The sequence below is a fragment of the Zobellia barbeyronii genome, from assembly GCF_018603515.1.
GTDB classification, from domain to species: domain Bacteria; phylum Bacteroidota; class Bacteroidia; order Flavobacteriales; family Flavobacteriaceae; genus Zobellia; species Zobellia barbeyronii.
On sequence record NZ_JACATN010000003.1, the window covers coordinates 718,019 to 735,580 of the forward strand.

17 protein-coding genes are annotated in these 17,562 nt (G+C 36.5%); 8 read left to right on the plus strand and 9 right to left on the minus strand.

Features of this window, described 5'->3' with window-relative positions:
• Positions 1-15: 15 nt before the first annotated feature.
• Positions 16-786 carry a class I SAM-dependent methyltransferase gene (locus HW347_RS11540; RefSeq protein ID WP_214611989.1) on the plus strand — a complete coding sequence of 257 codons (771 nt, stop codon included), beginning with the start codon at positions 16-18 and terminating at the stop codon, positions 784-786.
• Here the strand turns inward: HW347_RS11540 and HW347_RS11545 are convergent.
• The 8 genes from HW347_RS11545 to HW347_RS11580 form a co-directional block, all read right to left on the minus strand.
• The gene (locus tag HW347_RS11545) at positions 783-1,793 is read right to left on the minus strand and encodes an FAD:protein FMN transferase (RefSeq protein WP_214611990.1); all 1,011 of its coding nucleotides are present in this window, start codon (positions 1,791-1,793) and stop codon (positions 783-785) included. The two genes, HW347_RS11540 and HW347_RS11545, sit on opposite strands and share 4 nt — an antisense overlap.
• The gene (locus HW347_RS11550; RefSeq protein WP_214611991.1) at positions 1,790-2,155 is read right to left on the minus strand and encodes a Na(+)-translocating NADH-quinone reductase subunit F; all 366 of its coding nucleotides are present in this window, start codon (positions 2,153-2,155) and stop codon (positions 1,790-1,792) included. Before HW347_RS11550 ends, HW347_RS11545 begins: the two co-directional genes overlap by 4 nt.
• Positions 2,156-2,269: 114 nt before the next feature.
• Positions 2,270-3,577 (minus strand): NADH:ubiquinone reductase (Na(+)-transporting) subunit F, encoded by a 1,308-nt coding sequence (gene nqrF, locus HW347_RS11555; protein WP_214611992.1) that lies wholly within the window; start codon positions 3,575-3,577, stop codon positions 2,270-2,272.
• A 2-nt stretch (positions 3,578-3,579) separates the two neighbouring features.
• Positions 3,580-4,317, minus strand: a complete 738-nt coding sequence (nqrE, locus tag HW347_RS11560; RefSeq protein WP_155597599.1) for an NADH:ubiquinone reductase (Na(+)-transporting) subunit E — start codon at positions 4,315-4,317, stop codon at positions 3,580-3,582.
• 21 nt (positions 4,318-4,338) lie between these two features.
• Positions 4,339-4,986, minus strand: coding sequence for an NADH:ubiquinone reductase (Na(+)-transporting) subunit D (locus HW347_RS11565; RefSeq protein WP_155597600.1), 648 nt, complete (start codon positions 4,984-4,986; stop codon positions 4,339-4,341).
• 1 nt (position 4,987) lies between these two features.
• Positions 4,988-5,737 carry a Na(+)-translocating NADH-quinone reductase subunit C gene (locus tag HW347_RS11570; RefSeq protein WP_214611993.1) on the minus strand — a complete coding sequence of 250 codons (750 nt, stop codon included), beginning with the start codon at positions 5,735-5,737 and terminating at the stop codon, positions 4,988-4,990.
• Between the two features lie 2 nt (positions 5,738-5,739).
• The gene (locus HW347_RS11575) at positions 5,740-7,014 is read right to left on the minus strand and encodes an NADH:ubiquinone reductase (Na(+)-transporting) subunit B (protein ID WP_214611994.1); all 1,275 of its coding nucleotides are present in this window, start codon (positions 7,012-7,014) and stop codon (positions 5,740-5,742) included.
• 3 nt (positions 7,015-7,017) lie between these two features.
• Positions 7,018-8,370, minus strand: coding sequence for a Na(+)-translocating NADH-quinone reductase subunit A (locus HW347_RS11580; protein ID WP_214611995.1), 1,353 nt, complete (start codon positions 8,368-8,370; stop codon positions 7,018-7,020).
• A 152-nt stretch (positions 8,371-8,522) separates the two neighbouring features.
• Here HW347_RS11580 and HW347_RS11585 point away from each other — a divergent pair, with 152 nt between their 5' ends.
• The 5 genes from HW347_RS11585 to HW347_RS11605 all read left to right on the plus strand — a co-directional run bounded on the left by HW347_RS11585 (position 8,523) and on the right by HW347_RS11605 (position 13,796).
• A complete protein-coding gene (locus HW347_RS11585) occupies positions 8,523-9,767 on the plus strand; it encodes a type IX secretion system plug protein (RefSeq protein ID WP_214611996.1) in 1,245 nt (414 codons plus the stop codon).
• Between the two features lie 30 nt (positions 9,768-9,797).
• Positions 9,798-10,928 carry a DUF3667 domain-containing protein gene (locus HW347_RS11590; RefSeq protein WP_214611997.1) on the plus strand — a complete coding sequence of 377 codons (1,131 nt, stop codon included), beginning with the start codon at positions 9,798-9,800 and terminating at the stop codon, positions 10,926-10,928.
• A gap of 11 nt (positions 10,929-10,939) precedes the next feature.
• Positions 10,940-11,326, plus strand: a complete 387-nt coding sequence (gene apaG, locus HW347_RS11595) for a Co2+/Mg2+ efflux protein ApaG (RefSeq protein WP_155597605.1) — start codon at positions 10,940-10,942, stop codon at positions 11,324-11,326.
• 209 nt (positions 11,327-11,535) lie between these two features.
• Positions 11,536-13,164 (plus strand): L-glutamate gamma-semialdehyde dehydrogenase, encoded by a 1,629-nt coding sequence (pruA, locus tag HW347_RS11600; protein WP_214611998.1) that lies wholly within the window; start codon positions 11,536-11,538, stop codon positions 13,162-13,164.
• A gap of 119 nt (positions 13,165-13,283) precedes the next feature.
• Positions 13,284-13,796 (plus strand): DinB family protein, encoded by a 513-nt coding sequence (locus tag HW347_RS11605; RefSeq protein WP_214611999.1) that lies wholly within the window; start codon positions 13,284-13,286, stop codon positions 13,794-13,796.
• 538 nt (positions 13,797-14,334) lie between these two features.
• Here the strand turns inward: HW347_RS11605 and rsmG are convergent.
• Entirely contained in the window at positions 14,335-14,970 is a 636-nt protein-coding gene (gene rsmG / locus HW347_RS11610) for a 16S rRNA (guanine(527)-N(7))-methyltransferase RsmG (RefSeq protein ID WP_214612000.1), read from the minus strand.
• A 107-nt stretch (positions 14,971-15,077) separates the two neighbouring features.
• Here rsmG and HW347_RS11615 point away from each other — a divergent pair, with 107 nt between their 5' ends.
• Both HW347_RS11615 and HW347_RS11620 read left to right on the plus strand, forming a co-directional pair.
• Complete coding sequence (locus tag HW347_RS11615) at positions 15,078-16,181, plus strand: fatty acid desaturase family protein (RefSeq protein WP_155597609.1); 1,104 nt, start codon at positions 15,078-15,080, stop codon at positions 16,179-16,181.
• A gap of 92 nt (positions 16,182-16,273) precedes the next feature.
• Complete coding sequence (locus tag HW347_RS11620; RefSeq protein WP_214612001.1) at positions 16,274-17,482, plus strand: pyridoxal phosphate-dependent aminotransferase; 1,209 nt, start codon at positions 16,274-16,276, stop codon at positions 17,480-17,482.
• The last annotated feature ends 80 nt before the right edge of the window (positions 17,483-17,562 follow it).

Here is a 17,562-nt window from a genome sequence, read left to right on the forward strand (position 1 = left end):
AAATAGATGTAATACGTGTCCAAAATTTTCAAGTTTATTCTGAATGCTGTTCCCAGGCCCTTACTTATTAAACTAAGTTACGTGGTACGGCCTATATTAGGGCTATGGATGCGCGGCAATCGTTACGAGGACCCTATTGACGGTAAAACATTTAAGAGCTTCTTACCTTACGGCTATGAAAGCCCAAGAGAAAATGTACTTTCGCCTTTTACCTTATCTCTAGAAAGGCATCGTTTGTTATGGCTTTACTTAAAAAATGAGACTAACTTCTTTACCGAAAAACTAAAGGTGCTTCATTTTGCTCCCGAACAGGCATTCTACAAGCGTTTTAGAAATCTTAAAAATCTAGAATATATAACCACTGATCTTTTATCTCCACTAGCGGATGTAAAGGCAGATATTTGCAATTTACCTTTTGAAGACAACTCTTTTGATGTTATTTTCTGTAACCATGTTCTTGAGCATATTCCGGATGACACCAAAGCAATGCAGGAACTATATCGTGTTCTTAGAAAGGGTGGTTGGGCTATTTTACAAATTCCTCAAGACCTTGAGCGTAAAACTACTTTTGAAGACGATTCTATTACAGACAAGAAAGAACGCGCCAAAATATTTGGTCAGTATGACCATGTACGAATCTATGGTTGGGATTATTTTGATAAACTAAGAAGCATAGGTTTCATAGTGAATGAAGTGGACTATACCGCTACTCTTTCTTCAGAAGACATAGACAAATACCGCTTGGCTAAAGGTGAAATAATACCTTTTGTAAAGAAACCGCTTTAGTTTTTTACTATTAAAGCTTCAAAACCGGGCGTCATGAATTCATGCGTTTCTCCCTTTTCGTCTATAAAAATAATATAAGCTTCCAGTTCCCGTTTTACGGTCAATAGCTTCAGCACCTTATCCAAGTCCATTGCCATAAAAGAAGTGGCATACGCGTCTGCCTTTGCACAATTATCTGCCAAAACAGTAGCTGCCAATGTATTTGCATTTTTTGTATACCCTGTAGTTGGATCAATAGTATGAACATATTTGAGCCCCGTTACCGGGTCCTCCCTAAAATGTCTATAATTTCCCGATGAAGCCAAAGCCCTATCCTCAAGACGAATGGTTGCTTTTAATTTTCGCTCATTTTCCATGGTAGGATCGTCTATACCTACAATCCATGGTTTTTGTTTGATTTGGTTTTGACCCTTTGCTACAAGCTCCCCTCCTACTTCCAATAAATAATTTTCGATACCCTTGCTATCCATAAGCTTTGCCAGCCTATCTATGGAGTATCCTTTGGCAATGGCATTAAAATCAAAATAGATATTAGGATTGGATTTACGTATCGTATTTTCTTCCGTAAGCTCTACTTTGTTAAAACCTACGTATTGCAACAAGCTATCTACACGAGTGCTATCCATCTGTATCTGCTTTTCTGGACCAAACCCCCAAGCATTTACCAATATGCCAACAGTAGGGTCAAAATACCCTTCAGTAGCTCCGTATACTTCTTGAGACAATTGAAAAACCTCTTGAAACATTTCATCCACGACTACTGTAGAATCACCTTGATTAATCTTAGAAATATCCGATGCAGGAATATAAGTGGATAATGAGTGATTGATAGCATCAAAAACAGAATCTACCTGTTTTTGAAGATCCAATTTATCCTGAGACAAATAAATAAGATTATAAGAGGTACCCAAAGCACCTCCAGAAGTTTCATTGCGCACCATACCTGATGGGTTACTACCACATGAGAGTAAAAACAAAACACTAAAAAAAGCTAAAAATCTATTCATTCTTTAATTTCGATTAAACCAATGTAATCTACTACGTAGGCTTCATTTAGATACACTGGTAGGTCTTGATTTTCGGCGTTTGAAAGTCCAACTCCCGCATAATACGTTCGTGCTTCCTGTTTATCTGCATGATTTTTCATCTTTTTCATAAAAGCCTCATCATATTTATGAGGATTCTCTGGATAAGCTACGTAACGAACAACAATAAAATGTAATAATTTATCTTTTAGACATACAAATTGCGGATTCCTTTTAGGCTCGCTATTTACACCCATAAATTCAAAACCTTCGGCCTCGAGTTCCTTACCCACTATATTCATAGCTAAGTTATGCAGTTCTCGCTCAGATAATGGTTTGCCCATGATACTCAAAAATTAGGTCAAAAAAAACCGATGCGTAAACATCGGTTTTTTTTATTTATTTGATTTATCAAAGAATAAAACTTAACTCTTATTTCCTTGACAATAAAAATCTTATTATCCACCGAAATCATCAAAGCGGATGTGCTCATCAGGGATACCGTAATCTTCTCCCATTTTTTGCACAGCTTTGTTCATCAATGGTGGTCCACAGAAGTAAAGCTCAATATCTTCTGGAGACTCATGAAGGCTCAAGTAGTTATCAATAACACAATTGTGTATGAAACCTACAAAACCATCGCCAGGAGCGTCTATATTCTCTTTAACCTTCCAATTATCTTCCTCTGCAGGCTCTGAAAGTGCTAAATAGAATTTAAAGTTAGGAAAGTTTCTTTCTAATTCTCTAAAGTGCTCAAGATAGAAAAGTTCTCTTTTAGAACGACCACCGTACCAGTAAGTTACTTTTCTGTTAGTCTTTAATGTATTAAACAAGTGATACAAATGCGAACGCATTGGCGCCATACCTGCTCCACCACCAACGTAAAGCATTTCTGAATCAGATTCGTTGATGAAGAACTCACCGTAAGGACCTGAAATAATAACGTCATCACCCGGTTTTAAATTGAAAATATAAGATGAAGCAACACCAGGGTTAACATCCATCCAACCATTCTTAGCACGATCCCATGGTGGAGTCGCAATACGAACATTCAACATAATCTCTCTTCCTTCTGCTGGGTAAGAAGCCATAGAATAAGCTCTTTCAACAGTTTCAGGGTTTTTCATTACCAATGGCCAAAGATTAAACTTGTCCCATTCAGCTTTAAATTTATCTGGAGTTTCGTGTTCCTCTGGGTGAGCAGTAATATCTATATCTGCATATTTAATCTCACATTGAGGAATTTCAATCTGAATATAGCCACCAGCTTTATAACCCATATCCTCAGGAATCTCAACAACGAATTCCTTAATAAAAGATGCTACGTTATAATTACGAACAACTTTACCAGGCCATTTCTTAATACCAAATACCTCTTCTGGTATAGTAATGTCCATATCTTGCTTCACCTTAACCTGACAGGCCAAACGTGCACCTGAATTCAATTCTCTTTTAGAGAAATGAGGTGTTTCAGTAGGAAGTGCTTCACCACCACCAGCAAGTACATGACACTCGCATTGTATACAAGTACCACCACCGCCACATGCAGATGGTAAGAATATTTTTTGGTTACCTAACGTAGTAAGTAAGGAACTACCCGAACCAACTTCAATTTTCTTTTCTCCGTTAATTGTAATGGTAACCGGCCCCGATGGAGATAGTTTTTCTTTAGTGAACAATAAAAGGGCCACCAAGACCATCAATAGTATCATAAAGGCGACAACGGTGATTAAAATCGTTCCTCCAGTACTTGTAGCTAATAGCATATCTATTTATTTATGGCGTCGTTATAAGAGACTTCTTTAGTATCTATCTCTTCTTTAATTTCTTTCTTCTCTATTACTTTCTCAGCTGTTGTTTCTTCAACTGGTGCCGGTGCATCATCACCACCTGTTAACATACCTCCAAAACTCTGAAAACCAATACCCATTAAACCAGTAATGATAAATGTAATACCCAAGCCTCTTAACGGAGCAGGTACATTTGAATATCTAATTTTCTCACGAATTGCAGCAATAGCCAAAATAGCCAAGAACCAACCAATACCAGAGCTAACTCCATAATTAAAGGCTAATCCCAACGATTGAATATCTCTAGCTTGCATAAAAAGTGAGCCTCCTAATATAGCACAGTTCACAGCAATTAAAGGCAAGAAAATACCCAATGAATTATATAATGAAGGTGAAAACTTCTCTACTACAATCTCTACCAACTGAACCATTGTTGCAATGGTAGCGATAAAAAGAATAAACGAAAGAAAGCTTAAATTGTAATCTGCATACTCAGGTCCTAACCAGACCAAAGCACCATCTCTTAAGAGATACTGATCCAACAACCAGTTTAACGGTACGGTAACAGCAAGTACAAAAATTACAGCCGCTCCTAAACCTACAGCAGTAGCCACTTTTTTGGAGACCGCTAGGTAAGAACACATCCCCAAGAACACGGCAAATACCATGTTATCTATAAAGATGGATTTAAAAAATAATTCAATATGCTCTAACATAATTCTATCTTTTTACCTTAATTAATTATCTTCTACCAGTGCTGGGTTTCTTGAGCGCTGTACCCATATGATAATACCAACCACAATAAGTGCTGCTGGTGGAATAATCATAAACCCGTTATTCTCGTAACCAATAGAATAAAGTCCGGTTTTCTCAATTGGATTTCCCAAAACAGGATATCCAAATAAAGTACCAGAACCTAAAAGTTCTCTAAAGAAACCGACAATTATCAGAATTAATCCGTACCCAAGTGAATTACCTATTCCATCTAGAAAAGACTTCCAAGGACCATTAGCTAAAGCGAAAGCTTCAAAACGACCCATAATAATACAGTTGGTAATTATAAGACCAACGAATACCGAAAGTGTTTTACTGAGTTCATAAGCAAAAGCTTTCAGAACCTGATCCACAATAATCACCAAAGTAGCAACGACGATCAACTGAACGATAATTCTAATTTTTGATGGAATAATGTTTCTCATCAAAGAGATAACAACATTACCTATTGCAAGAACAAAAAGTACAGAAACAGCCATTACTACAGAAGCTTTTAATTCTGCTGTAATCGCCAAAGCGGAACATATACCCAATACTTGAATAGTAATAGGGTTGTTATCTGCTAACGGATCCGTTATTAAACTTGCATCTTTTTTTGTTAATAGTGCCATATTATTTTGCGCTAACGGTTTGTAAATAGTCTTTATAGAGTTGTAAACTCTCCTTGATCATAGCAGAAACACCGTTACCAGTAATGGTGGCTCCAGCTAAAGCATCTACTTCATTATCATCCTTAATATTGTTCAAAGGGTCGTTATTCCCCTTTGCAACAGCAATACCAGCATATTCCGTTCCTTTAAGAATACTTTCTCCTGTGAAATCATCCATAAAGTAACGTTGCTTGATGTTTGCACCCAAACCTGGAGTTTCCCCCTTGTGATCAAAGTAAACACCTTGTACAACCATTTTATCATCTAGTGCAATAAAGCCCCAAATAGCATCCCAAAGTCCTTTTCCATACATTGGAATGATATAATATTTCTTACCATCTTTCTCTCCTATCATAAGAGGAAGTTTAGGCGTTTCACCTTTTGAAGCGAGTGCCATTTGCTTTTTCATATCTATCAAATAGGCCTCATCATTTTCGGTGATTTTATCACCTTCTATGATCAACTGTTCTTTAATGAAAGTTTTAAACTCCCCTTCTACCTTATCGGTAGAAACAAAATTTACACTACCCTCATCAACATTATCATCTACGCCCATGGCATAAAGAATATTCTGTTGTTTCTCGAACCGTTCGTTCTCAGTTATTCTGTCTTTTAAGCTTGAAGACATAAAAGCAAGAATAGACCCTACAATTACCACCATAACGGCAGCAAAAATAATGGTATATGAATTTTTATCTGTATTGACTGCCATAACTATGCGGTTTCTGCGTGAAGTTCATTTGCCTTGCCAGCTGAATCTTTTGGCAAGATAGTTGCATTTTTCAATCGTTTCAATCTACGTTTTACGTTTCCACGAACCACATAATGGTCAATTGTCGGTGCAAACACGTTCATTAGAAGTATAGCCAAGAAAACACCTTCTGGATATGCCGGGTTGAATACACGAATCATTACCGAAAGGAAACCAATGAAGAAACCGTAGAACCATTTACCACGATTTGTCTGAGCTCCTGTAACAGGATCGGTTGCCATATAGACTATACCAAAAGCTAGACCACCAACAATAAGATGTTGCCAGAAATCAAAGCTCATTAAACCATAAAATTTACTTGTTTCACCAATCCATCCTTGATCAACAACTCCGTTAAAGATTAAGCCCATTACTAAAGAACCTATTACAGCACTTAGCATAATACGCCAGCTAGCAATCTTACTAAAGATTAAGAACAGCCCTCCTAAAAGGATTAAGAATGTTGACGTTTCACCAACTGAACCTGGAATAAAACCAAAGAACATATCCGAAACTGAATATGACATTTCTGCACCTTTATTCTGTGCCAAATACCCTAAGATAGTCTCACCAGAAATAGCATCAGGACCACCAGCGCGTTCTACAGCTTGGTAAACCCAAACCTTATCACCACTCATCCAAGTAGGATAAGCGAAGAATAAGAATGCTCTAATTGTCAAGGCTGGGTTAAGAATGTTCATTCCTGTACCACCAAATACCTCTTTACCTATAACTACACCAAAGACAACGGCTACGGATAACATCCAGAGTGGCGTATCTATTGGCACAATTAATGGAACTAACATACCTGTCACCAAGTATCCTTCTTCTACTTCATGCCCTTTAATAACGGCAAAAATAAATTCTACCAAAAGTCCTACCCCATAGGATACAACTACCAACGGAAGTACTTTTATAATACCGATCCAGAAATTGTCCCAAGTAAGAAAATCATTCACTAAAGAGAATTCCTGCGGAAACCCGTTAATGGCAGAAAAATGCTGATACCCTGCATTGAACATAGAAAAAAGTAATACAGGAACCAAGGCCATAATAACCGTGTTCATCGTACGCTTTAAATCATCTGCTGCTCTAACATGAGAACCATTATGTGTGGTTTCATCAGGAGCAAACAAAAATGTGTGCAGTGCATTAAATGCAGGTGCCATTTTTTTACCGCGATAATGGTGCTTTAAAATGTGCAGCCTTTTCTTGAAAGTCAGTTTTTTATCACTCATCTTTTATCCTATTTCTTTATGCAATAGATCTAATCCTTCTCTAATAATCTGTTGATGTGGTTGTTTTGAAACACAAACAAACTCAGTCAACGAGAAATCCTCCGGTGCTACTTCATAAAGCCCCAGTTGCTCCATCTCATCCAAATCTTTTATCATACATGCTTTTAGCAACTGCATAGGAAAGATATCCAATGGAAATACTTTTTCATACATACCCGTTACCACAAACGCACGATGCTCTCCGTTTGTATTTGTAGTAAGGTCATATTTTTTATTTGGTTGCATCCAAGAGAATGTTAACGCTCTTGTAGCCGATATTTTATTGAAGACAGGCTTGTTCCATCCAAACAATTCATAATCATCTCCTTCTGGAATAGCAGTTACCGTATTATTATAATACCCTAAATGACCATCTGGAGCAGATTTTGATCCCGTAAGAACATCACCATTTATTACCCTAAAATTATCACCTTCAACGCCACTAGCGTATAAAAAGGTAGAAATTTCAGTTCCAATCTTAGTTGTATAATATTTTGGAGCCTTTACTGAAGAACCTACCAAAGCAACAGTACGTTCAGCATTAAACTTACCGGTCAATAGCAACTCACCAATTATCACCAAATCCTGAGGCGTAACCGTCCAAACTGTTTCTCCTTTATTAATAGGGTTTATCCTATTAATCTGCGTACCAACCAAACCAGCTGGGTGCGGACCAGAAACCTTATGCAATTCAACCCCTTTTAAACCGGCCAATGGCGAGTTATCAGATTTCCCAACGGAAACATGAACCTTACCTGGCGTTAATTTATCCAAAGCGGTTATTGCAGCTTGAAGCTCTTTCTCCTTACCTTGCAAAACGTAGTTTAAGTCTGCCGCCAAAGGTGCCGTAACATAACCTGAAACGAAAATTGCTTTTGGATTTACATCCGGGTCAGCAACTATATCGTACGGACGTTGTTTTATAAAAGGCCAGCACCCTCCTTTTAAAAGGTATGCTTTAACCTCTTCCTTAGAAGCACTTTCTACATTCAACAAATCATGCACAACAGCTGCCTGTTCTTTATCTGCCAAAATCTTAAGTGAGAGAATGCGTCTTCGCGCTCCTCTTACAATCTCAACAAGCTCACCACTTACCGGTGATACGAAAAGCATGCTTTCTTTGTTTTTATTGTAAAAAAGTGGTTCTCCCGCTTTGACTTCAGCACCCTGTTTTACCAACATTTTGGGTGTGACTCCGTGAAAATCGCTTAAGCCAATAGCATAAACGTTACTTAAAACGGCTTTTGATGTAGTTTGCTCTGCAGCTCCAACAAGTTTTATGTTCAAGCCCTTTTTAATCCTGATGTCTTTAGACATATTGTTCTAGACCTTAGGTTAACAAAATTTGCAGCAAAAATAATACTAAAAGGATTGTTTTCATAATAAATGCCTAGAAATTTAGACATCATACCGATCAAAATTTTTTAGGTACGCTTTTTGTTTACCTTTACCTCAAAAAATAGCTGGTAATGCGCTTGAATATTATACCAATTTTTTTCTTCTTTCTGATATCTTCATTAGGTGCTCAGGTTCAATTAGAGGTCAACCCACCCGAGAACATTAAAACCGTAATTTTTGGAGGACCTACAGAGGATCAATTTCCTGTTATAGAGCTTGGAGAGACCATGAAACTGGAGTTTGATGACATTACCGCCTCTGAAAGTGACTACTACTACAAAATAATTCACTGCAACTACGATTGGCAACCTTCTCAACTTTTAAAATCACAATACCTTAGTGGTGTAGACAACCAACGTATTGTTAATTATGAGAACAGCTATTCTACTTTACAATCCTATTCTAATTACAAATTATCCATTCCTAACGAAAATGTAGGGCTAAAAGTTAGCGGTAATTTCATATTAGAAATTTATAATGACAATTATGAACTTCAATTCTCAAGACGTTTTGTTGTATATAAAGATGCAGTAACCGTAGGCGGAACCGTTAAACGTTCTCGCGATTTTAATTTTATAAATGAAAAACAAGTAGTTCAGTTCAACATTAATGCTGGCAATTTTCAACTTGTAAATCCAAAAAAAGAGGTTAAAGTGGCAATTTTACAGAATTACCAATGGGAAACGGCACTTTATGATGTAGCACCTCAATATACTATAGGAACGGAGTTGGTTTACAAATATGACCAAGAAACCAGTTTTTACGGAGGAAATGAATTCCTGAACTTTGATACTAGCGATCTTAGGGCTCCTACTTCGCAAATATCAAGAATAGAAGTTGATGAACTTTACAACCATTATTTATTTACCAATAGCTACAGAGCAGACAACCCATACTCTTATTACCCGGATATAAATGGCGATTTTGTAGTTCGTACTTTACAAGGAGAAGATAACTCCAGAGAAGCAGAATACACTAAAGTACACTTTTCCTTACCCTATGACGAGCGATTAGCACTGGATGAAGTTTATGTTTTTGGAAAGCATAATAACTACGCCCTGTCTGAAGAGAACAAAATGATTTACAATGAGGATAATGGCATGATGGAAGCCACAATTAAACTCAAGCAAGGCTTCTACAACTATAAGTTTGTTATTAAACGTGAAGATGGCACATTAGAAATTAATACCGTTTGCGGTAATTTTCACTTTACCGAAAACAACTATTTAATTTTGGTATACTATAGGAATTTTGGCGATTTGTACGACAGCATCATTGGTGTTGGTTCTGCAAACTCTAGAAATATCAGTAATTAGATTATATTTATCCTTAATTCTCTTGGATAAATGACCAACAAGCTCGCCCACTCCGAAAAAGGAAGGTACAAATTGAACTACAGAGGTACCGAATGCCTTAATTGTGGGCACCCTTTGGACATGAGCGACAAATATTGCCCGAATTGCGCGCAAGCTAATAGCACCAAGAAAATTACCATCAAAGATTATTTAGATGAGTTTTTCGGAACTATAATTTCGTATGATTCACGGTTACTTCGCACACTATCTACCTTATTAATCAAACCTGGTAAAATTACCAAAAGCTATATAGACGGCAAACGTATTTCCTACACCAATCCTTTTCGGTTTTTATTAAGCCTTGCTATAATCTACTTTTTGATTATCAATTTTAGCGGTAATTTTTCAAAATATGACAAATACGGAGCGAATGATATTTCTGATGTAGAAAATATGGTTGATGAATGGAATAAAAACTCAACTAATGATGATATTGTTCAACTTTCAACAAAAATAGATTCTATTAAAAAATCGGCCGTGTATTATGAGGATTACAAAGAGCAAAAAAACGTACGTGATTCTGCAATATTACTCGATCCAAAAGCAAATTTTAAAAAGATAGAGCAAACTTCATTTTTTGATCGTTACTCCCAAAAGCTCACTTTTTTTACTACTATTTTAGAACATGATACTATTTATGATTTTCAAGATTTAAAAAATAAATATACACTTCCAGAATCTTTTGAAAACAAAATGGCATTCAACACTTCAAACGGGTTTTTAAAATTCCAGAAGTCGCCAGGGAGTTTTCTTACTGCATTAATTTCAAAATTACCGTTCGTCGTATTTTTCTTTTTACCGGTCTTTACAGTGTTCATTTGGCTGATATATATCAGAAAAAAATATAGTTATACCGATCATTTGATCTTTAGCTTTCACAACACTGCATTATTATTTATCTTGCTCATTATTAGCTATTTGATTAATTCAATATTTGAGACTCAGACTAATAAGTATTTTATTACAATTTTTTCGATATACCTTTTTATAGCTATGCGAAATTTTTACGGTCAAGGCATATTTAAAACTATTGTTAAATATCTTTTTCTGAACACTATTTTTTTTATATTGGCTATATTATCTACGGTACTACTTTTTACCGGTAACATAATTACCTTTTAGAAGGAAAACATATGATCACACAAGTAACTAAAGGCATTAAGATTTCAGTAAATACTAGTTTTGAAGGAACCTTCTTCAAGAACTATAAGATGCACTTTGCTTTTGGCTACACGATTACTATAGAGAACCAAAGTAAAGACTCTGTTCAACTTACTTCTCGCCATTGGAAAATATACGATGCTCTTAACGAATTAGAAGTATTAGATGGCGAAGGCGTTATTGGCAAAAAACCGGTCATAAAACCTGGAGAATCACATACCTATACATCTGGATGTCTTTTAACTTCGCCTATTGGAGCAATGAAAGGTCATTATAATATGGTCAACTTTAGTTCTACCGAAAAATTTAGGGTCTATATCCCTACGTTTAAATTTCATGCACCTTTCGCATTAAATTAGACCATTCTCTTTCAATTTCCATAGCTTTTTACGCTTTAACCTAGCAATCTGGTAGCATATAGTCCCCTATGTGGTTTCATTTCACATATGAATTTATTTCATTAAGGTTTTTTTAGCATAATCCTTTTGCGTCATTAGTGCTTAGGCAGTTTTTTATTCGCACTAAGAATCCTACCTTTGCGCTCTATTTTAAACTTAATAAAAGCATTATGGGCAAAGGTTTTTTTCATGTACCGACAGCGATTAACGAACCAATAAAGAGTTATGCGCCGGGCACTTCTGAAAGAGAAGAAGTTCTTGAACAGTACCGTTCTTATTTTAACGGTAGCGTAGATGTACCATTATATATAGGTAGCGAAGAAATTAAGACAGGGAATACCAAGCCTATGTCTCCTCCACATGACCACAAACATATTGTAGGCCAGTATCACGTTGCTGAAAAGGCACATGTTACAAAAGCTATTGACAATTGTTTAGCATCAAGGTCTGCTTGGGCAGATTTAACCTGGGAGCAACGCGCTGCCGTGTTCTTGAAAGCTGCAGAATTGATTGCAGGGCCATACCGTGCCAAGATCAATGCAGCAACTATGATTGCACAATCAAAAAACATTTACCAAGCTGAAATTGATGCAGCCTGTGAGTTGATTGATTTTCTACGTTTTAATGTAGAATACATGTCACAGATCTACGATCAGCAGCCAGATTCTGCAGAAGGTATTTGGAACCGTGTAGAATACAGACCTCTTGAAGGTTTCATATACGCTATTACTCCTTTTAACTTTACAGCTATTGCCGGAAACCTTCCTGCAAGTGCTGCAATGATGGGTAACGTAGTTGTTTGGAAACCTAGTGATAGTCAAGTTTTCTCTGCAAAGGTTATTGTTGACATTTTTAAAGAAGCTGGTCTTCCTGATGGCGTTATTAACGTAGTTTACGGAGATCCAGTAATGATTACTGAAACTGTTTTGGCTAGCCCAGACTTTGCAGGTATTCACTTTACAGGTTCAACACATGTTTTCAAAGAATTATGGAAACAAATAGGAAACAACATTCACACCTATAAAACATATCCAAAAATAGTTGGTGAGACAGGTGGAAAAGATTTTATCGTTGCACACCCATCAGCAAAACCTCAACAAGTAGCTACGGCAATTGTTCGTGGTAGTTTTGAATTTCAAGGACAAAAATGTAGCGCAGCTTCTCGTGTTTACCTTCCAAAATCACTTTCAGAGGAAATTCTTGAGTCTGTTAAGAAAGACATAGCATCTTTCAACAAACCAGGTAGTCCAGAAGATATGTCTAACTTTATAACAGCAGTTATTCACGAAGGCTCTTTTGATAAATTGGCTAAGTATATTGACCAGGCTAAGAAAGATGACAATGCAGAAGTTATTGCAGGTGGAAACTATGATAAATCTAAAGGGTACTTTATAGAACCAACAGTTATTCTTACTACAGACCCAAAATACACTACAATGGAGACTGAATTGTTCGGCCCTGTAGTTACTATTTATGTTTACGAAGACAAGGACTGGTCAGAAACCTTGAAATTGGTTGACGGAACTTCTGAATACGCATTAACAGGTGCAATTCTTGCAACAGACAGATATGCTATTGACGAAGCTACAGTAGCATTACAAAATTGCGCAGGTAACTTCTATATCAATGACAAGCCTACTGGTGCCGTAGTTGGTCAGCAGCCATTTGGAGGAGCTAGAGCTTCAGGAACAAATGACAAGGCCGGTTCTGCACAGAACTTGTTAAGATGGGTTTCTCCGCGTCTTATTAAAGAGACTTTTGTAACTCCAATAGACTACAGATACCCTTTCTTAGGTTAAAATAAGCAACATTTTACACTGATAATCAGCGTTTTATTATCAATTTTTACTAGATTCCCCAATTCCTTGATTCAAAAATTACGGATTGGGGAATTTATTTAACCACTAAAACTAAGAAAATGAAAAAACTAGTAGTAGCGGCATTCGTAATGGTAACGGCCATGACGTTTGCACAAGAAAAATTAACACAGAACACAATTCAAGGTGTTTTACAAGGAAATCAAGGACAAGTAGTTGCTTTGGCAGAAGCTTTTTCAGAAGAGCAATATGACTGGCGCCCTACAGAAGGCGTAAACTCCGTTGCAGAAGCATTGTTACATGTTGCAGGAGGCAACTATTACTTAGCTTCTAAAATGGGTTTTGCTCCACCAGAAGGTGTAGATGTAATGAATCTATCGAAAATTACAGGAAAAGAGAACATCATTGCTGCTCTTAAGCAATCTAATGAATTTGTTCTGGAAAAGATAGTCTTAGTAGAAGATGCCCAGTTTGCAGAAGAGGTTGATTTTGGTTTTGCCAAAATGAATATGCTTGGCGGCCTATTAGCCATAATGGAGCACAACGGAGAGCATAAAGGGCAACTAATAGCCTACGCTCGTTCTAACGGAGTTACTCCGCCTTGGAGTAAGTAATTCACTAAAAAAGGACTAAAAAGTCCCCTGATGCATATTGTGTCAGGGGACTTTTTTTTGACTGAATTTCAAATTTCATCGATGAACTACACAATTTAAGCACTTGGTTAACGTTATGTTTACATTAAAATAACATTACAAAACAATTACCATTTTTTAATGATTTAAAATTCAGGCATAAGAATATAAAATACTGATTTATAGATTGTTAAAAATAAATTAATTGAAAAAGTTTCAACTTACATTATTAACAAAATATGTCGAACACCTAACGTACAAGCTTGATTTTCAGCTAAAAACTAGAAGAAAATCAAAATAAACATACTTTTAATGTAAATTTAACGTTAAGTAATTGTAAATTGAAGGTGAAAATTACAAACTTTATACTAACTGTAAAAAATGGAGATTATGGATATGCAGAAAACATACAGTAAACCGCAAAATATAGTAGACTACCTAACCATAAATGTGTGGGATCGTTTAAAAAATTACGCAAAGAGATATAGAAGGTCATATTACCAACTATTGAGCTTATAGCTTATCCCTTATATTTCATAGGTAAGTATACTACCTTTTTAGTTTCAAAGAAAGGATCATCAAAATAGTCGGTAAGGTCATACATTTCTATGGCCTTGTACCCTTCTAGCTCCTCAGCCAAATCCCCTCCTTTTAGATAAAGAATCCCATTTCGTCTCTCGTGTTGTGACTCTTTCTTTATTTTCCCTTTCACCCAGTGTACAAAAGTTGGCATTGCGGCAACTGCCCTACTTACGATAAAATCATATTCCCCTTTGGTTTCCTCCACTCTGGCATTAATAGCTGTCACGTTATCAAGCTCTAAGCCTTCAATAACCTCCTTAACCACCTTTATTTTCTTCCCGATAGAATCTACTAAGGTAAATTGTACTTCAGGAAATAATATAGCTAGAGGAATACCTGGAAAACCACCACCAGTACCCACATCAAGAATAGAAGAACCATCTTTAAACTGCTGAACCTTAGCTATTCCGGTTGAATGTAGAACGTGCCTCAGATAGAGTTCATCTATATCTTTACGAGAAACCACGTTTATTTTTTGATTCCAGTCTTTATATAACTCTTCTAGTAATATGAAGTGTTTTTGTTGAAGATCTGATAAATTGGGAAAATATTTAAAAACTAATTCGGCAGTCATGCGTATATTTGTATAGTTACAAAACTACTATTTTCATCGATGAAATAGCATTTTCTCGACATTTAAAGCTGTGCATTTCTTCGATATTTATTTATAATACTACTTATATGGACCAAAAAACAATACGATTCTCCAGAAAAGACTCTGCTCAATTCTTCAGAACGTTGAATAAGCGTGTCAACGATTATTTTAAAGACAATAAATTAAAAAAGACAGGTAACTGGCGCTTGCACGTTAAAACGGTAATTATGTTCGCCCTTTTCCTGACGCCGTATTTCTTGATTTTAACCTTAGGACTACCTATTTGGGCCAATCTTATCCTTACTATCGTTATGGGTGTTGGTATGGCCGGTGTTGGCATGAACGTTATGCATGACGGTAACCATGGCGCCTATTCCAACAAAAAATGGGTAAACAAAATCATGGGAGGCAGTATTTATATCTTAGCCGGTAATGTTTACAATTGGCAAGTTCAGCACAATGTACTGCATCATACATACACCAACATTCACGAGCACGATGAAGACATGGAAGCAGGACGTATTCTGCGTTTTTCGAAACATGCGGAATGGCAAAAGCACCATAAATTTCAACATTTCTATTCTGTTTTGCTTTATGGACTGTTAACTTTCAATTGGGCTATTACTACAGATTTCCAGCAGATGTACCGTTACATGAAACGCAAACTTGCTTATGGAAAACTACCAAGTGCGGCAGTAAACTGGAGCACCCTTGTTATTACAAAAATTCTATACATAACTATATGGATTGTCCTACCCCTTATTTTTGTTGATATGGCTTGGTGGATGATTCTTATAGGTTTCTTTATTATGCACTATGTAGCTGGTGTTATTTTAAGTATGGTGTTTCAATTAGCTCATATTGTTGATGACGCGGATACGCCACTACCTGATGCATCTGGCACCATGAAAAATACCTGGGCTATACATCAATTATTTACAACGGTAAATTTCGGCACTAAAAATAGGATAGTAAATTGGTTTACAGGCGGTTTAAATCACCAGGTAGAGCATCATATTTTCCCTAATATTAGCCATGTACATTACACAAAAATTGCAGAAATTGTGAAAGAAACAGCAAAAGAATTTAATTTGCCATACAACGAGTATGAAACTACTCGAAAAGCTATAATTTCGCACTTTAAACATTTGAAGGAACTTGGTAAAAGACCTACCATGAACCTGCAATAGACGCAATTAAAGAAATTTTATTAACACGAATAGTTTAAGATAACTGTCAACTATTTATTTGAGTTATTCAGTGTACAAACCTTAGCTTTATTATGACATCATCAACTGCTACAAAAAATCAACTATCTGACCGCATAAACAGCCTTACGCCGTCGGCTACTTTGGAAATGGCTGCCAAGGCACGAGAATTACGTGCAGCGGGAAAAGACATTATCGGTTTGAGTTTAGGTGAACCGGATTTTAACACACCTGATTACATTAAAGAAGCCGCAATAAAAGCGATAAACGAAGATTACAATTCATACACACCCGTAGATGGATATGTAGATTTAAAGGCCGCTGTTATTACTAAATTTAAGAGAGATAACGGCATTAGTTATGAGCCTTCTCAAATTGTAGTATCAACTGGGGCAAAACAAGCACTATACAATATCGCACAAGTTATTTTAAATGAAGGCGATGAAGTTATTTTACCTTGTCCTTACTGGGTAAGTTATAGTGATATCGTTAAACTGGCAGATGGTGTACCTGTAGAGGTCGCTACAAGCCTAGAAAGCGATTTTAAAATGACGCCTGAACAATTGGAAGCTGCAATTACACCAAAAACTAAAATGCTTTGGTACAGCTCTCCTTGTAACCCAAGTGGTTCTATTTATAGTAAAGCAGAATTACGTGCTTTGGCAGACGTTTTACAAAAATACCCACAGATTATTGTGGTTAGTGATGAGATATACGAACACATCAACTACGGTGTAACCGAGCATGCTTCTATGGCTGCTTTTGACGATATGTTTGACCGTACCGTTACCGTAAACGGAGTTGCGAAAGCATTTGCAATGACCGGTTGGCGTATTGGTTATATTGGTGGACCAGCATATATAGCACGTGCTTGTAACAAATTACAAGGGCAGGTTACTAGTGGTGCCAACTGTATAGCACAACGTGCAGTAATTACTGCATTACTTGAATCTCCAGACCGCATTAAATACATGGTAGACGAGTTTAAAGAACGTAGAACAATCATTCTTGAGCTTTTGAATGCTATAGACGGATTTAAATGTAACGAGCCAGATGGTGCTTTTTACGTATATCCTGATGTAACTGCTTATTTTGGAAAAACCTTGAATGGCGTTACTATAAACAACGCTTCTGATTTTGCCTTATATCTTTTAGAATATGCCAATGTAGCTACCGTTACCGGTGATGCTTTTGGAAATGGAAACTGTATTCGTATTTCTTACGCTGCAGCGGAAAAGGAAATTAGAGAGGCTATTTCTCGAATTGAAAAGGCATTGAAATAAAGACACCTAACAATAATTAAAATCCCCCTGAAGGTTATGAATTAACTTGTAGGGGGATTTTTTATGTTCGAATTTTAGAC

Excerpts from the sequence above, each read along its gene's own strand:
- HW347_RS11585 (WP_214611996.1), top strand. The coding sequence starts at position 8,523 with ATGCGCTTGAATATTATACCAATTTTTTTCTTCTTTCTGATATCTTCA.
- nqrF (WP_214611992.1), bottom strand. The coding sequence starts at position 3,577 with ATGCTATTAGCTACAAGTACTGGAGGAACGATTTTAATCACCGTTGTC.
- apaG (WP_155597605.1), top strand. The coding sequence starts at position 10,940 with ATGATCACACAAGTAACTAAAGGCATTAAGATTTCAGTAAATACTAGT.
- HW347_RS11550 (WP_214611991.1), bottom strand. The coding sequence starts at position 2,155 with ATGGGCAAACCATTATCTGAGCGAGAACTGCATAACTTAGCTATGAAT.
- HW347_RS11590 (WP_214611997.1), top strand. The coding sequence starts at position 9,798 with ATGACCAACAAGCTCGCCCACTCCGAAAAAGGAAGGTACAAATTGAAC.
- HW347_RS11615 (WP_155597609.1), top strand. The coding sequence starts at position 15,078 with ATGGACCAAAAAACAATACGATTCTCCAGAAAAGACTCTGCTCAATTC.
- HW347_RS11570 (WP_214611993.1), bottom strand. The coding sequence starts at position 5,737 with ATGGCAGTCAATACAGATAAAAATTCATATACCATTATTTTTGCTGCC.
- pruA (WP_214611998.1), top strand. The coding sequence starts at position 11,536 with ATGGGCAAAGGTTTTTTTCATGTACCGACAGCGATTAACGAACCAATA.
- HW347_RS11620 (WP_214612001.1), top strand. The coding sequence starts at position 16,274 with ATGACATCATCAACTGCTACAAAAAATCAACTATCTGACCGCATAAAC.
- HW347_RS11565 (WP_155597600.1), bottom strand. The coding sequence starts at position 4,986 with ATGGCACTATTAACAAAAAAAGATGCAAGTTTAATAACGGATCCGTTA.
- rsmG (WP_214612000.1), bottom strand. The coding sequence starts at position 14,970 with ATGACTGCCGAATTAGTTTTTAAATATTTTCCCAATTTATCAGATCTT.
- HW347_RS11580 (WP_214611995.1), bottom strand. The coding sequence starts at position 8,370 with ATGTCTAAAGACATCAGGATTAAAAAGGGCTTGAACATAAAACTTGTT.
- HW347_RS11605 (WP_214611999.1), top strand. The coding sequence starts at position 13,284 with ATGAAAAAACTAGTAGTAGCGGCATTCGTAATGGTAACGGCCATGACG.
- HW347_RS11545 (WP_214611990.1), bottom strand. The coding sequence starts at position 1,793 with ATGAATAGATTTTTAGCTTTTTTTAGTGTTTTGTTTTTACTCTCATGT.
- HW347_RS11575 (WP_214611994.1), bottom strand. The coding sequence starts at position 7,014 with ATGAGTGATAAAAAACTGACTTTCAAGAAAAGGCTGCACATTTTAAAG.
- nqrE (WP_155597599.1), bottom strand. The coding sequence starts at position 4,317 with ATGTTAGAGCATATTGAATTATTTTTTAAATCCATCTTTATAGATAAC.